This window comes from Nocardia sp. NRRL S-836, assembly GCF_001279525.1.
Lineage (GTDB): Bacteria > Actinomycetota > Actinomycetes > Mycobacteriales > Pseudonocardiaceae > Lentzea.
This window is the reverse complement of the sequence record NZ_LGDY01000047.1, coordinates 121951-136380: the sequence shown is the minus strand read 5'-3', so window position 1 is coordinate 136380 and position 14430 is coordinate 121951. Positions and strand designations below refer to the sequence as shown.

Sequence of the window (14430 nt, the reverse complement as noted above, 5' to 3'; positions counted from 1 at the left end):
TCCGGTGCGGCCGCGCGTCGCCCACTCGGGTTCTCCATCGCTCGTGCGCACCAGCCGATACCGCTGACGTGACTAAACCTCAACAGCAAATCGTGGGCCGCGGTAACGTTGCCCAGGCCGCGCCATCGAGGACTGCGGACGTTGTCGGTGCTGGTACGGGTCTTGCGCTGCAGATTTCCGGAAGCCCCCGCTCGACCTGGCTGTGGGCGCCTGACCAAGCGACGGTCGGCCACGTCCGCGACGTACTCGCCTACTGGAGCCCGGTTGAACGCCGAGGCGAAGTGCGGGCCTTGGTCATGGACATCGACATCAGCGTCATGGCCTACGAGACGTGCATGCGGCTCGCCGAATCGGGGTTCACGTCCAGCTGGCACGAGTCCGAACATCCACTCAACCGGGACAACTGGCCGGCGCAGCTGCCCGGAATGCCTGGCCAGAACGGGGCGGCATGATGATTCTCGACGAGACGCCCCACGACGCCGCGCCGCGTGAGATCCAGCGGGTCCTCGTCGTCGCCGGCGTCTTCATGGTGCTGCTGGCCATGCTCACCACGTTGGCCGCCACACGGGCAGGGCTTCCCCACCTCGAGTTTGGGCGGCTCTCCGCTGTCGGCGCGTACATGCTGCCGACGCTGGTTCATCTCGCCAGCGTGCACCTGACCTGCGTGGCGGCCACGACGCCCCTCCGCTCACGGCGCCGGTCTGCGCGACGCGCGCTCTACAGGTTCGCAACGATCATCGCCGTGCTCAACGGGAGCCTGATGGCCGCGGCGGACAGCGGGCTGGTAGGCATGCTGACGGCCGCGGTCTTCGGAGGCCTGGGCCCCTTCTTCCTCGCTGGGCTCCTCGACGAGGAGGCCGGTATCTGGTTTACGCGCACGAAGGCCGGAGTGGTGGACCGTGCCCGTACCGGCAGGAGCACGTGAGCACGCCGAGGTCTTGACGCCACAGGAGGTGCTTCCCCGCCGTGACGACAGTTCAGATCTGACCAGCGGTGTACGTGAGAGGGTGGCGTCCGTTCCGGACGTGTTGCTCGTGCAGGACGAGCTCGGCGGCGCGCCTCGCTCCTAGCTGGTGCTGCACGAGCTAAACTTGTCGGTGCGGACGGCAGACACGTGCTGTCGCAGGTCAAGACCGACGAGCCGTTGTGCTTGATCCCGGTGGGCATGCTGACCCGTCGCAAGCGGAGGCTGACGTGGCGGCCAGCTACGCCAACGCCTACGTCACGAAGGCGCTGACCGCTTCATGGTGTGGGCTGGTCGCCGGCCCGTCGCCGTCAGGGTCGACGATGGTGCCGCTTTCGGCGGCGGGCAGCCGGTGCCAGCCGAGCAGCCGTTGACGCACGGATGGCTCATCTCGGTGAGCACGAGCGCGCCGTCGAGTCCGGGCACCGGTTGCTGCCAGGCGACCGTGCCCTTGTCGCTGCATGACGACGCGACGTTCAGTGCACAGCTGTCGATCATCGAAGAGCACCTGCGCCCGCGTAGTCGCGGCTGATGGTGCCTGCCAGCGTGAAACAGGTAGTGATCGCCGGGATGGTCCTCAAGGCCTTCGCCGTTGGGGAACTCGGTCAGAAGACCACGGGTTTGGGCAGCTGTCTCTTCAGCGCCCGGCTTGTTCGGCGGCGCGGTGCTGAAGCTCCACGCCGACACGGCTCCAGCGCCGTGCTGCTATCCCTGTGACCTGATCGCGCCTGGCGTCGCAAGTCTTGCGGCCCTCAGCAACGTTCAACTGTTCGGGTGATTTCAACGCCTGGCTTCCCCGTCCTAACGCGACAGTGCGTAACAGCGGCAGTGGTGGTCCCGATGGCACGAGCAACTCGAACCACGATCTATCCGTGTTGGCGCCGCGCAGGTTCAGCGGTGCCAGACGAGATAGGGGGTATGCCATGTTCGCCAGCACGCTCTCAGCCATCGGGTCCTTGGCTCTACTGGTAGGGCCGGCGGTTGTTGTGCGCGCCGTGTCCACCATCGCAGAAGGCAGGATCGCGGGTCACATCGGATCTGGTGGTCTCTCGCTCCTCACGGCGTCGAAGATTTCCGCGGACACCAGCAGGAAGACCGGACCGAGGCGTCTCTTTGCCACTGGCGGTCTGAGCTGTTTGACCTCGGCGGACGAAGTAGAGGGTGGTCAAGATGCCCGCGCTTGACGTTTTCTTGTGGGGCACCGCGGGCGGCGTTGCCGGCTATCTGCTGGTCTACGTGCTGCCGCTGGTTCGTGCCCTCTCGTCAGGAGAAGCGAAACTCGGCGAGTTCACCCCCGGCCGGATCGTGGGTTTTGTGGGCCTGGCGCTTGTCTGCATCGCACTCGGCGGCGTCACCGCGATGGTGGTGCAGGCGGGCGACCTCAAGGAAGCCGTCGTCGCCGGGATCGGCTTCGAGGGAATCTTGCGCGGGTCGACGGCGAAGTACGAGAAGTAGCACGCTCCGACGAGACAACGAGGACAGGCGAAATGTCGTGGCTCCGCAAACTTCAGGGGGTGCCCGTGGCGCTGTCAGCTGGAGGGACCCGACTCACCGTCGAGCACCGACGCGCGTAGGGGCGTGTCAGCGTGCGCATGGTCCGTGACGTGCTCGGCCTGTGGCCGCTGCTCGATTTGGTCCAGCTCGGCGCCACCATGCCGAACTAGGCGCGTTGTGTGCTCGACCTGGTCGGCGCCAACCGCTCGAAGTCCGCGCGGTTGGCGCTGGACTACTTCGGCGCGTTCCACCGCGCCGAGACCGGCGCAGGGGCTTGATCTGCCGTCGATGGAAAACCTCGAGGCGGGGTGGCGCGATACCGCCGAGGTGTTGTTACCCGTGACCGGCCCGAGCACCATCAAGCGCCTGGAGCGCTGCTGGGCTCGATCCGCGCCAAGCTGCCGACCGCGCTGCTCCGGCCGTCGCCGCTGCGGCGATGCGACCCGCCGCAGACGGAGGTTGGGACGCCCTGAACGCGGCGATCCTCGCCGACCGGCTCGCGCTGGGCTACCAGCGAATCACCGGCCCGAAGGCTTGCGCGTTCTGCGCGCCTCTTCTGGCCAGCCGTGGCCCGGTCTACGAGTCGCCGCAGTCGGGCTCACGAACCCTGCTCGACGGCAAGCCCGAGCCCTATCACGACGGTTGCGGTTGCGTGGTCGAGGTTGTGTACGACGCGAACACCCCCGCTTCCGGACGCCTCGGCGCGGTCCGCCGCGCTGTGGGAGACCTCGACCAACGACCTGTCCGGCAAGGCGGCGCGCAACGCCTTCCGCAACGCCTACGAACAAGCCCGCGTCACCTGACCGAGGCCGACAGCTCACCGTGAGATGGAGCATGGGCGGTGGTCATGAGCCCCGCCGCCCACTGCTGCCTGCGCTACTACGGCTGACTGATCTCAATCGGGCCCAGGATCAAGTTCAACGGAACCAGCCACAGCGCCCCGAACACCAACACGACGACCAGCGCCACGAGTACGGCCAGCCGCAGGGTCGTGGACCAGTTGGCGATGGCCTGGCCTATCAGCCCCGCCCAATTTTGTGGACGGGTTTCATGCCGTTCACCGACCGGAGCGGGGGCCTCACCCTCTTGGGCTGGCGAGCCGCTTGATCTGCGTCCTACGGTCAAGGTGGTAGATCTCCTTCGTCAGGTGGGCGGTGCAGCGTGGCCGGGTTCCAAGTCGGGTCCACGCCGCACCTGTAGGACCAGCCCCGGCGAAGGTCGCGAACGGCCCCCTTTGTCAGAAGGGGGCCGTTTGTGCTGTTCAAGCCATCGAATGTGCCGAACTACCGGGGCTCGATCACTACCTAAGCGCACGCCGGAGCGGAACGGGGCGTCACAGCGCCCACCGGTGGCGCACCTACGGCGAACGTTGCGCGGTGTTCGTGAGGGCCGATCAGCCTCGCCGAAGGAAACTGGGAGTTTCCGCAGGTCAGCATATGTACATCATACGTACGTTTCGTGCAGCGACTCCGCCAACCGACCGACTGGCACGAGCTGTTCACGCCCGGTTTCCGGCTAACAGGGGACGGGGGCGCGCGGCGAGACCGGCCGGATTCCGGTCCCGCCATTTTTCCCGACACGGCGTGCCGTCCAACGTCGGATAACGACCGCCCGGCGCACAGAGTCATCCACACCGACACCAGTGCCACTCGACCGGTTCCGCGGCTTCCCGTCGCGCCGCGCGGCGGAGCTCCGCGCCGGCCTGTTGAACCGCCGCGTGCTCGCGCCCTCGGCTTCTTCTGCGCGCCAACCACTGCCCGCGATCCACCACGCCCACCTGTGACCCCGAGGAGGTCCGTTTCGTGATCGCACCCGACCCCGCCGCGACCAGCCCGGACGCTGTCGAGCAGGCCCTGGTCGCGCCCGAGCCGCCCGCACCGGCCGCCGCACCCGTCCAGCCGTCCGCCGAGGACACCGGCGACGGGGCGGCGCTGCTTTGTCGACCACGTAGGGGGTTGCGTCGATGATCAGCCGGCGGCTGTGCTTCTCCCGTCGTCCGCCATGATCGGCTAGGCATGTCGGGTCGGGTAGCAGCACATCGAGCTTGTTGGCAGCCCACGTGTGCGGTCATCGGCAGCCCTCGTAGGAGTTCACGTCACCGTCGACCACGCCCGCCTGCACGTCCCTAGGCGTCATGTTCTGTGCGTGCGCTCCAGATTCACCAGCAGGTGCAGACTCGGTGAACATGGCCAGCCTGGACGGATCGAAGCCCGGCACGCGGACCCATGCGTCTGAACGGTACTCCTTGTTCGTAACGCGCAGCGCAGCAAAGTCGCTGTGTCGCACCACCCGTGTGTAGTTGCCGCTGAACGCCGTCTCCAGAGCTTCGGAAGAAACGATGAGTGCGGTATTGGCGGCGTCCTCGTCGCCTTCTTCGCGGCAGCGTTGCAACAGGTTCTTGAACTCTGGTGCGTCCAGCAGCCGGAAGTGAGTGATGCAGGCGCTATCGCAGCCGTCGTCGCCGACCGGCCCTACGTGCACAGCCACGCGCAGCTTCACCTCCGGCTTGTGCCAGCGGTTGTGTTCAATGATGAGCGTGTCCAGGAGAACCGCAGCGTCGAGGACCGCGCCGATCTGGCTGCCGGGCAGCACAACCACGGCGCCGTCGCCCGGCGACTCGTAGGAGAGCACGTCGTCTCGTCCGATCCCGCTCTGTGCCAACGCGTTCTCGACCAGATGCGAAATCGTACCGGGTAGGGCAGCCCTTAGATGGCTGGGCAGCCGGGCCGACCCGACAACGTCAACGCCGAGCAATACGTACCGTTGTGGGACGGCGGTGGAATCAATCTGTTCTTCAGCCGTATCTACCGTGTGTCCACTCTCGCTCGCCTCTCCAGCTGCGGTTTCACATACCGGACCATCAGAGACACGACCCTCGGCGTCGGCTAGCACGTCGGCCAACCAGTCCGCAGTCCACATGACATGGTTGGTCGGCAAACCGGAGAACATCGCCACACTGAGCCACACGTGACGGAGTGCGTTCTGCTCCGCCTGATCCAGTTGTGGAGTTGAGGGCAACAGGTGCGATGCGATGGCCGCCTCCTCACTGATTCTCCGGGAGAATCGTGCCAGCCTTTCTTGCAGCAAAGTATCCCAACGGCTGCGAGCTGAGTCTCGCGTGCGCTCCAAGTTGTCCACGAACGAAAGGCTTGTGCGCACCGGCACGACAAGATCGGTGGCCATCGGCCGTTTGACCTCGATGAGCAGGCGGCGGCACGCGTCGAAATCTCCGGGCGTCCACATGAGCTCCGAAGGACGCTCGCCAACTACGGGCACGGCTGCGGCTGCCGCTGCGGCCTGAGCGTTCGCCACGATGGCTTCAGCGCGCCGCTTGGCCGCAGCAAGGATCTGCTCGGCGCGCTGAAGCGCACTACGAACGTTCTCCGCGACGTCGAGGGTCCGCTCAACGGCGCGCTCGCGCTCGGTGGTCAACTCCGCCTCGTTGTCTGCGAGACCGGTGCCTTCTGCGGTCTGCGTGAGTTCGGGGTCGTTAACCGCGTCCGTCAGCACGGCGACAGTTGTCAATCGCGACCGTGCGTCTAGCGCGTCGTGCGTCGCGGCGATCTCAAACCAGCCTCGAGCGATGTTCAGTTCGCCACGGGACAGGTACTCCTCACCGAGCGCCATCGCTGCCAAACCGACAGCGTGCGCGTCCAGACGTGCCTGGCGTGCGACGCGCTCCTCTGGGCTACGCGCGGACGCCCGTGACCTGATCGCCGCGAGGTCTGGTCCGGCTGCAGTGGTGGTCTCGGGGATGGCGCCCTTCATCGTGGAATCTCCCATGCCTGATGAGCAGTTGTGCTGGACTGCGTTGCCGGCCCACCGGCGTTGTTGTGAGGGGCGGCGGCGTGGCGCCGCATGCTCGTCAGCGCCTTGTGCAGCCGGGCCTGTAGAGCTCGCACGCCAATGCCGAGTTCCGTTGCGGCCTGCTGCTGCGTGGCTCCGTCGACATAGACTGCGACAATCGCGGCCCGCTGCCCTTCCTCGAGGGTGTGGAGCAGAGCACGCACGTGGCGCTTGTCGTCGATGTTGGACAGCAGGGCCAGAATTTCGTGTTCGGGATCGCTGTTCTGATCGAGGTAGTCGAGCAGTACCTCGTCGTCGGCTGCAACAAGGCTGGTGCGTCGTCGTCCCTCCTTCCGACGGTGGTCGTCGATGTCGCGTTTGATGGACTGCTTGAGGATCGCGACAGCCTGGTTCCGAGACATCTCGCCACGCTCGTCCCAGTGCTGAACCAAGTCCGCAGCAGCCTCTTGCACGAAGTCCTCGGCCAGTTCAGGGTCGGTCCACAGACGCCGGTGCGCGTACGCGTGGATCTCACACCAGACCAAAGCCAGCAGCGCAGCCAGCCGATCCTCGCCGTCCGTGTTCGAGGGCAGGTTCACGCGCCCGAGGCCTCCGTCAAGGTGCCAACGGCCGCGGGATTAGGGGTGATGGTCACAGTCCAGTGGCTTCCGTCGCCCTGAACAACGGCGACCTCACCGATTGCGCTCGAGCGGACCAACACTCTGGTGACACCGGTGATGGCCTTGCCCTGCATCCGAGCCCACTTGGTCCGGGAGCGACGATCCATGATCGTCTCGATAAGTCCGGTCACGCTGGTACGCCGAACCCGTGCCCACCCGAACTCGCTGTTGTCCGCATCGCGGCCGGCCACGATGGTCTCCTCACTGCTGATCTGTACCGGCGATGTCGCCGCTACGTAACAACTCGCGTCAGCGAGCCCGAACACGAAACGGTGCCTGATCGAGCGCTGTCATCACCAGCCCGGACACTTCTTTCGAGTGACTGGGGACGTCGAGTGTGGTGCGGGCGAGCAGTCGCGTGGTCTCGACGGCGACGCGTTTGTCGGGGCGGTTCGGGGGAGTGGGGTGATGCGTGTGCGGCCATCGGGTTCGCGGGTGACGATGACCGCGTCCAGCTCGTCCCGTAGCCGCAGCTCGGGATCCTGACCAGGGTCAATAAATGTGATGATGTGATGGTGTGGCCTGTGACCTGCGGGTTTACGGCGGTGGGACCGGTGGACCGGTCAACAGAAAATGTGTTTCGGTGTACAGTTCACATGGTCGAGCGCGGTGCGGCGCTGAACACGCCGCACCGCTCTCAGCGACAGGATCAGGTACCGGAGAGCCAGCCGAGCAACTCGATACCGATCCTTGCCAACCCGATGACGTGGGCCATGTAGGCGATCACGATGGAGTGGCTGCTCCACCGAGATTGAGCCGCTGGCCTGCGTCTCGGACCCTTCTCACGACGCAACTCGCGTCGCTTCTGTACGCGGCGCCGCTGGCGCCGCTTCCGGGGCGGACTCAACCGTAATGCCCTTCTGTAGCAACGAAAGGGCAGGCGGGATGCGCTGCCCACGTGTCGCAGGCATACCGACCTTGGAAGAGCAACCTCGGTGTGGACCTGCCGTCGCTGGCCCACGCTCAGAAGGATAGTGGGGAGCACTGACAGCTTAGGCCGGTCCCTTCCGGCTCCCTGACCTGCAGGAACTGTCTCCTGTTGGGGCATCTACGCAGGTCAGGGCATGTAGCGGATGAAGTTGCCCGAAACGACAAAGAACCGGAAACGAAAGATTATCCGCGTCTCGGACGGTATGCCAGGAATTCTTCCGGGAGCATGGTGGCTTCTGGCAGCGGCCGGTCGGCAGCGGCGGGTGGCAGGCGGCAAACTTCCGGCATGGGCCTGAACGGTGCTTCGTGCCAGCCGGAGCGTCACCGCAATGCGTCGTCGTCTGGCCTCTATCGACACCAAGTTCGTCGGGACGTAGTTCCTACGTGCCGGGAAGCAAGGCTCCTGATTTCATCCGGGAGTAGATCCGCAATGGCCAGGTGTACGAGATGCAGAGCTACGTGGCGATCATCAACGACCCCGATTCGCCGTTCACCGGCTCGCGGGTGGTCACGAACGAGGACGCGTCGGCGGCGTATTTTGCCGGGCTCATGCAGCAATACAATATTCCCGGCGTCGTGCTCGTCCGGCCACAGAAGAAGGTGTGGTGTGTCGTACCTGGTCGTGTTCGACAGCAAGACCTGGCACGTCGATGCGGACGTGCTGCTCGCCGCGCTGCGGGAGGAGTGGCCGGCTGCCGAGATGCAGCCGGCCGCACCGCACATCGCGAGCGAGGTTGGGGACGTGCACTGGTTCTACCGGACCGAAGGCGCCGATGTTGAGGCGTACACGGCCACGGACGGCACCTGTCTGTTTCTGAAGGGCGGCCTCGACTTGGTGGCGAAGTTCGCCATCTGGTATCGGCGGCTCGTGCCGGCCGATATCAAGGTGATCTTTTGCGACGAGGGATACAACTTCGACGGTGTGGTCACGTTGGACTCGACCGAGGAGGCCCTGGTCGAGCTGGCTAGCTGAATTGCAGGACCTATGGTCGGGCCGCACCGGCCTGGCAATGCGTACGCTGGTGTAGGTGCCGAGAAATGCGTCGGTGCAGGTCAGAGAGCATCGGCGGGTAGTGCTTATCGTCAGGGACGATCGCTGCTGTGCTGGTCCGCTTCACCTATCTAAGTGATCAGTTCAGAATGAGTTTGCGCAGGCAGATGATCGAACAGGCAAGGCTGAGCATGGCCTGATGGACGGCGGCTCGTCGTTCGGTGCGCATGCGGAGCCGTCGGAAGCCTTTGAGCCAGTTAAATGTGCGTTCTACCGGCCAACGGACAGTGCCCAGGCCGGAGCCGCGTTCGACGCCGCGGCGGGCGATGACAGGTGTGATGCCGCGGGGGTCCTCCGGCCGTCCGCCAACGTCGACCATGTCTGGTCCTGGTCGGGCTGGCGCCGACGACGCCAACACCAAGCTCCGCCTCAGCCACTACAAACGACGCGGCTATCCACTCACATAAGTGCCGTTGCAGTACCAAGGGTTGCCGATCATTTTTTAATTTGAGCGGCGATGAGCGTGGCGGCGATGGCAATTGTGGCGATGGTCCATGTCACAGTTTGGCGATTTCGCGCTGTTCTGTCCTTTCGGTATTCGTCTCTGGAGAGCGGTGTGATTACACAGCTTGATCCCACTTTTCGGGCTTTCGTGCAGTAGAAGCCTGCCCATGTCAAGGATAGAAGTCCGATGGTGCCGATGATCGCCGTAACCGTGCCGATTCTAAAAATGGTCAGAAAAGTGAATATTCCATATATCAACAGGATGATTGGCATCACCATGAGAGGGAAGTTGGGTGGTAATGAGTCCTCGCTGCCGAGAGTAAAGTAGATCATCTTCCGCAAATTGAGCTTTGCGGGAACGCGGCGTTCATGCAATCTGGACCACTCTTGGATTTTCGGTGCCATGCTCCGAGGCCCGCTGTACAGGGCTCTTCGGTGAGTGAGCTCGACAGTTACGTGCCCTGACTGGATCTTGAAGTAGGCCAGTTCGCGGTCTGCGAGAAGTCGTAAGTCTTCTGCTTTGTCGATGTCGCCACCAATGAATGAAACAGAAGGCTCTTCTTGGGTGTGCGTGCGGATCTGCTCAATAAGTGATTCAAAGTCATCAATTGTCAATAGTAGATGACCTAATTCTAGGGACACCTTCTCGTGATCGTCGCCGCTCGCGCTTGGTCGATGCACCGCCATGACTCATGGTTCGCTAGCCGCCCAACAGGTGTTACCCCTTCGCGCGGATGTGGCCAACTCGAAGGTCATCCACTTCTATGGAGCCAGCCTCGGCGCCCAACTCCTCGCCTGCTCGCCGAACACCCGCGTCATCCACGCACGCGTGATCAGCTCCCTGCCAATCGGTAATCGAGCCGATGATGAGCTTGTTGAGCTCTGCTCGTGCAGCTTGCGACTGGTCGACAGACGCCAACTGCATGAGCAAGTTGGGATGGAGCGTGAGCAACGTGTGGTGTAAGGCCTCCCACAACTGCTTCGGCGAATCACCTGGTTGTGGAGCGTCAGCCAGATGATCCAGGTTGTAAAACCTGCCCCGGATGGCGTATGTACCGAGCACCTCAAGAACCTGGCCAATGTGCGGGTTGCTGTCCACCTTGTCGAGCAGTTCGGCGATGAATGCGGGAGCGGTGCTGCGGGTGGGAGCGTCCTGGACGATGAGCCCTCGTACGTGGCTGTACAGCTTCACGATGTCGTGGCCGATGCCCGTCATCGTGGCCTTCGACGGCCAGCTCCCCTAGGTGTCCAACGCGTGCAAGCCGGTACTGAGCTTGAGTAGTTTCTCTGCTCCACCCGCTAGACAGACGAACACGGTGTCAGCGTCGCGGGCTGCGAAGGTGTAGGTCTCCAGCAGCGCAAGCCCGTGCCGCAGGAGCGACGCGGCGGCGTCAACCTCGTCGCTGAGCGCGATCACCTTGCCGATGGGCATCGAAGCGTCGGTCACGGGCATCATCGTGCGCCGCCGGCCGCCAGGATGGCGAACCGATTACCTGCACACCGCGGAACGGCCGCCGTGCGCTTCGCCGGATGCACCAGTCGTACCCACAGCGTGTGGCGAAGCACGGCTAGACCGTCGGCGCAGGGGGCTGCGTGGGGTCCGGAGCTGCGTTTGTGAGCGCGTGGTGGACCGAGCTGGCAGAGCAGCCGAAGAAGGCCGAGCACCTGTTCGACCTCGTCGTGCACGCCTTGTACGGCGAGCGCGTGCGCACGATCAACGGCGCCGGCGGCGACGGCGGCATGGACGCGTGGGCCGAGGACATCGGCCGGGCACTGGAGTTCAAGAGCTGGACGACGCTGAACGACTCCCGGCGCAAGCAGGTCGTCCGGTCGCTCAAGAAGTGCCTGAACAAGCCGGAGATCCGCTCGTGGGTTCTCGTCGCGCCGGTGCACCCGACCCCCGGTGACCTGAAGTGGTTCCGCGGCCTGCAGGAACGCCACCGCGTTCCCTTCGAGATGACGTTCCTCGACGTGCGCTGGCTGGAGACCCAGCTGATCAACAACCCGGGGATCGGGCGGTTCCTGCGCGGTCACACCAGGAGACCGTCGAGGCGCTCGTCGCGTTGGACAAGGAACAGGCCTCGCTCTTGGGCGGCGCGCCCGACCTGCTGGCGCGGGTCGCCGCGCTCCGTGCCGCGAGCGACGAGGCATCTCCGGTCTGGGCGATGGACTTCAGCTCGCGTGACGGGCAGGACGCGGTCTTCATCCGGCCCAAGCCGAACATCCCCCCGCAGCAGGTCGAGGTCGAGCTCGCCGTTGTCGAGGGCGACGCCGCCGGAGAGCGCGTGGCACAGGACGTCGCCGCGGCCTTCGACTACGGTGCCGGCGCTGTCATCGAGCCCGGCCACATCACCCGCGTCGACAACGAGGCGCTCGCCGCGCTGAAGCTGCCCTGGGACAAGGTCGGCATGGTCCTACGGCCGGCGTGCTGGCAGTGAGTACGCGGCGGCGAACCGTTCGCCGGTCAGCCGATGGTGCTGGAGCTGCTGCGCGACGGCCTGCTCTTCTCGCCAGAGGTCCGGGCCCTGCGCGAGCGCGGTCGCGAACGTGGTCACCGAGGTCTTGAGCTCGGTGAGCTTGGCCGGGGTGATGACACACATGTCGGGCACCGGGACCGCCCGCGCGTCGTAGAGGTCGACGCGGTGCACGAGGATCGGCACTGCGGTCGTGCCGATGTACTTGTCGGCGTTCCACTGGACGCCGCCGCGCAGCTGGTCGGCGTCCTTCTTCGCGATGCCCGTGCAGGTGGGCTTCACGCCGGTCTTGAGTTCGATGACGGCGTTGCTGGTTGCGCTGAGCGTCCACAGGTTGTCCGGCCCGGTGCCGTAGAGCCGCTCCGGGCGGGTGCTGGCGAACCCCAGATGCAGGCCCAGCTTCTCCCAAGCGGCCTCGGCCTGGTCGGTACGGTCTTCGTCCCATTCGATGTCGTCGAGCATCGCGCGCACACCGAGGACCAGGGCGGTGCTGTCGGAGTATGTGGCGCCCAGGTAGCTCGCCGCGGCACTGGCCTGCGCGGCGGCGGGCCGGGTGCGGCGCACGTCAACGCCGATCACCGGGCGCAGCACACCGGGATTCTCACCGATCGCCGCACTGACCTGCTGCTGGGCCGTGGCGGGGTCGGTGAAGTGCAGGTAGCCGGCTTTCAGCTCCCGCAGCCAGCCGCGCAACGCGGGATCAGTGGTGGCGTTGATCGCCTGCTGAACCACATCGGCGGCCTTGCTGGTCTGCCCGGTCACGGCCAGATCAAAGGCAGTGCGGGCGGCGACCGCTTCCGGGCGAACGACGCCGATGTCGTTGTAGCGCACCGAAGCCAGGGCGAACTTGGCGCGCTGCACCCACTGCGGGTGGCGGTCCAGGCAGATCGACACGGCCTCGCGGATGCCCTCAAGCCCATGGCCCTGCAACTGCAGGGCGACGGTGCGGCTGAGGTCGAGCTGGGCGCGGGTAGCGGGGGAGAACAAGTCGAGCCAGGCGCGGTCGTGTACAGCCATGCCGAGCTCAGCGCCGAGCAGCAGCACCGCGCAGTGGTCGTTGACGTCGCGGACGCCGCGGCCCATGCCCTGCTCAATGCGCTGCACGTCGCGGATGCGGCGGGTGGGACTGCCGGTCAGCGCCGCGGCCTCGCGTCGCTCGGCGGCCGACAGCGGCCGCGGGATGCCGTCCATGACCAGCAGCTCGCAGGCCGCTCCGGGCAGGTCGATGCCGTCGTACTTGTTGACCAGCACGACCAAGCCGACGTGCCCGGCCTTGAGCTCGGCGACGCCGCGCTCGAGGTCGTCGACATAGTGGACGCGGTCTGCCAGGGGCCGCCATAGCGTGGCCTTGTGCGAGCTGGGCACGAGCACGACGACGTTGACGGGCTTGGACTCCGCGATGCCGTCGCCGTCGCGGTCGCCCATGGCGAACCGTTTGGCCAGCTGCCGCACCGCGTCGTCGTCGAGGTTCGGGTTGAGTTGTACCGGCGCGAGCACTAGGCGGTCGCCGAGGTCGGCGGCGCTGCCCGGCGTGACGACCTGGCGCAGGTTCGCGGGGTTCGCCTTGAGGTTGGTGACCAGCACGCTGTCGTCGGACAGCGTCGCGGTCAGGTACACGCGCCGGCGCGCGTTGAAGAACGACGGGATCTTCTCGATCGTCGGGCACGGCGGCTCGATCTCGATGCCGCGGCTGCCGAACGTCACGGTGCACAGCTGCAGGCAGTCGCCGATCAGCGGCCACGCGAACTTGAACGCGTCGTCGCGCCGGCTGCCGTACGGGTGCAGGATTCGCCACACCTCGGTCTGTTTGTCCGCCCACGCCCAGAACGGCACCCGCACGACGGCGGTCGTGTCGCCGTCGGTGATGTCCAGGAGTGCCTTGAGGTTCTGGCTCCGCAGGTCGTCGACGAACAGGTCGAACAGCTGCCGGTACGCGTCGTGCACGACGGGGATCGTGAGGCGGAACTGCTCCTCGGTGCGGGCCAGCGCCGCGTGTGCGTCGTCGACCACCACGACGCCGAGGTCGATAGGAAGGTGACGGCCGCCGACGACGCCGAACAGTGACTGGCCGTTAATCAGCTTTTGGAACGTCGTGACGAGGATGGCGTGCTCGGCCAGGAAGCGGGGGTCGTCGTGCTGCTCCGCGGTCGGCAACCCCAGCCGGGCTGCTTCCTCACGTACCCGTGCGGCGAGGTAGGTGTCGGGTGCGAGGTAGACCGCTTTGCCGATGCCCTCGTTGAGGGTGCTCTGCGCGATCAGCAGGCCCTCGACCGTCTTCCCGCCACCGGTGTTCTGCTTGATCACCACGTCGCGATCGTGGCGGCGGGCGAACCAGCGCTCCAGAGCCTCGCCCTGCTCGGCCCGCAGGTACGGCCACGGCTTCGCAGGCAGCGCGGCGAAAATGTCACGCGGCGGCACCAGTGGTGGAGGCGTCGATCCGCCGATATGGTCCCAGTTCAGCATTGCGTGAGCGCCCTTTCGTTTGTCGGAACGAACGGTAGATTCGGTAAGGACGTGCGTCCTAGATGACAGCTGCGCCGTCTGCACTTCAGTGCCGACTTCCGACACCCACTGACGCGGCCAAGAGCAAGCTGAAGTGCACGGCGG

The 14430-nt window shown here is 65.5% G+C and carries 17 protein-coding genes and 1 pseudogene; 7 read left to right on the top strand and 11 right to left on the bottom strand.

What is annotated here, in order from left to right:
• Positions 1 to 296 precede the first annotated feature (296 nt).
• Complete coding sequence (locus ADL03_RS46695; protein ID WP_157528221.1) at positions 297 to 452, top strand: hypothetical protein; 156 nt, start codon at positions 297 to 299, stop codon at positions 450 to 452.
• The gene (locus tag ADL03_RS06785; protein WP_053732497.1) at positions 449 to 925 is read left to right on the top strand and encodes a hypothetical protein; all 477 of its coding nucleotides are present in this window, start codon (positions 449 to 451) and stop codon (positions 923 to 925) included. The genes ADL03_RS46695 and ADL03_RS06785 overlap by 4 nt, the downstream gene beginning before the upstream one ends.
• A 297-nt stretch (positions 926 to 1222) precedes the next feature.
• Here the strand turns inward: ADL03_RS06785 and ADL03_RS46690 are convergent, their stop codons facing one another.
• Together ADL03_RS46690 and ADL03_RS46685 are read right to left on the bottom strand one after the other, a co-directional pair.
• A complete protein-coding gene (locus ADL03_RS46690; protein WP_157528218.1) occupies positions 1223 to 1462 on the bottom strand; it encodes a hypothetical protein in 240 nt (79 codons plus the stop codon).
• Between the two features lie 139 nt (positions 1463 to 1601).
• The gene (locus ADL03_RS46685; protein ID WP_157528215.1) at positions 1602 to 1913 is read right to left on the bottom strand and encodes a hypothetical protein; all 312 of its coding nucleotides are present in this window, start codon (positions 1911 to 1913) and stop codon (positions 1602 to 1604) included.
• A 221-nt stretch (positions 1914 to 2134) separates the two neighbouring features.
• Between ADL03_RS46685 and ADL03_RS06780 the strand changes: the two genes are divergently transcribed.
• The 3 genes from ADL03_RS06780 to ADL03_RS46675 all read left to right on the top strand — a co-directional run bounded on the left by ADL03_RS06780 (position 2135) and on the right by ADL03_RS46675 (position 4425).
• The gene (locus ADL03_RS06780) at positions 2135 to 2419 is read left to right on the top strand and encodes a hypothetical protein (RefSeq protein WP_157528212.1); all 285 of its coding nucleotides are present in this window, start codon (positions 2135 to 2137) and stop codon (positions 2417 to 2419) included.
• A 701-nt stretch (positions 2420 to 3120) separates the two neighbouring features.
• Positions 3121 to 3261 carry a hypothetical protein gene (locus tag ADL03_RS46680; RefSeq protein WP_157528209.1) on the top strand — a complete coding sequence of 47 codons (141 nt, stop codon included), beginning with the start codon at positions 3121 to 3123 and terminating at the stop codon, positions 3259 to 3261.
• Positions 3262 to 4260: 999 nt separating this feature from the next.
• The gene (locus ADL03_RS46675; protein ID WP_157528206.1) at positions 4261 to 4425 is read left to right on the top strand and encodes a hypothetical protein; all 165 of its coding nucleotides are present in this window, start codon (positions 4261 to 4263) and stop codon (positions 4423 to 4425) included.
• A 100-nt stretch (positions 4426 to 4525) separates the two neighbouring features.
• Here the strand turns inward: ADL03_RS46675 and ADL03_RS06775 are convergent, their stop codons facing one another.
• Genes ADL03_RS06775 through ADL03_RS06765 form a run of 3 tightly spaced genes read right to left on the bottom strand, consistent with a single transcriptional unit; the run spans position 4526 to position 7115 of the window.
• On the bottom strand, positions 4526 to 6226 hold the full coding sequence (locus ADL03_RS06775) for a hypothetical protein (RefSeq protein WP_157528203.1): 1701 nt from the start codon (positions 6224 to 6226) through the stop codon (positions 4526 to 4528).
• Positions 6223 to 6843, bottom strand: a complete 621-nt coding sequence (locus ADL03_RS06770; RefSeq protein WP_053732494.1) for an RNA polymerase sigma factor — start codon at positions 6841 to 6843, stop codon at positions 6223 to 6225. Before ADL03_RS06770 ends, ADL03_RS06775 begins: the two co-directional genes overlap by 4 nt.
• Complete coding sequence (locus ADL03_RS06765; RefSeq protein WP_157528200.1) at positions 6840 to 7115, bottom strand: hypothetical protein; 276 nt, start codon at positions 7113 to 7115, stop codon at positions 6840 to 6842. Before ADL03_RS06765 ends, ADL03_RS06770 begins: the two co-directional genes overlap by 4 nt.
• A 1346-nt stretch (positions 7116 to 8461) precedes the next feature.
• Between ADL03_RS06765 and ADL03_RS06760 the strand changes: the two genes are divergently transcribed.
• Positions 8462 to 8827 (top strand): hypothetical protein, encoded by a 366-nt coding sequence (locus ADL03_RS06760; RefSeq protein ID WP_053732492.1) that lies wholly within the window; start codon positions 8462 to 8464, stop codon positions 8825 to 8827.
• A gap of 157 nt (positions 8828 to 8984) precedes the next feature.
• Here the strand turns inward: ADL03_RS06760 and ADL03_RS45120 are convergent.
• The 5 genes and pseudogenes from ADL03_RS45120 to ADL03_RS06745 form a co-directional block, all read right to left on the bottom strand.
• Positions 8985 to 9197: pseudogene (locus ADL03_RS45120) on the bottom strand (transposase); the annotation flags it as partial.
• 143 nt (positions 9198 to 9340) lie between these two features.
• Positions 9341 to 10036 (bottom strand): hypothetical protein, encoded by a 696-nt coding sequence (locus ADL03_RS46670; protein WP_157528197.1) that lies wholly within the window; start codon positions 10034 to 10036, stop codon positions 9341 to 9343.
• 31 nt (positions 10037 to 10067) lie between these two features.
• Positions 10068 to 10565 (bottom strand): hypothetical protein, encoded by a 498-nt coding sequence (locus ADL03_RS06755; RefSeq protein ID WP_053732491.1) that lies wholly within the window; start codon positions 10563 to 10565, stop codon positions 10068 to 10070.
• A 24-nt stretch (positions 10566 to 10589) separates the two neighbouring features.
• Entirely contained in the window at positions 10590 to 10796 is a 207-nt protein-coding gene (locus ADL03_RS06750; RefSeq protein ID WP_053732490.1) for a hypothetical protein, read from the bottom strand.
• Positions 10797 to 10801: 5 nt separating this feature from the next.
• On the bottom strand, positions 10802 to 11383 hold the full coding sequence (locus ADL03_RS06745; protein WP_157528194.1) for a hypothetical protein: 582 nt from the start codon (positions 11381 to 11383) through the stop codon (positions 10802 to 10804).
• A gap of 29 nt (positions 11384 to 11412) precedes the next feature.
• Here ADL03_RS06745 and ADL03_RS06740 point away from each other — a divergent pair, with 29 nt between their 5' ends.
• A complete protein-coding gene (locus ADL03_RS06740; RefSeq protein ID WP_053732488.1) occupies positions 11413 to 11787 on the top strand; it encodes a hypothetical protein in 375 nt (124 codons plus the stop codon).
• Here the strand turns inward: ADL03_RS06740 and ADL03_RS06735 are convergent.
• The gene (locus tag ADL03_RS06735; RefSeq protein ID WP_231641578.1) at positions 11764 to 14391 is read right to left on the bottom strand and encodes a DEAD/DEAH box helicase family protein; all 2628 of its coding nucleotides are present in this window, start codon (positions 14389 to 14391) and stop codon (positions 11764 to 11766) included. The two genes, ADL03_RS06740 and ADL03_RS06735, sit on opposite strands and share 24 nt — an antisense overlap.
• Positions 14392 to 14430: the final 39 nt, after the last annotated feature.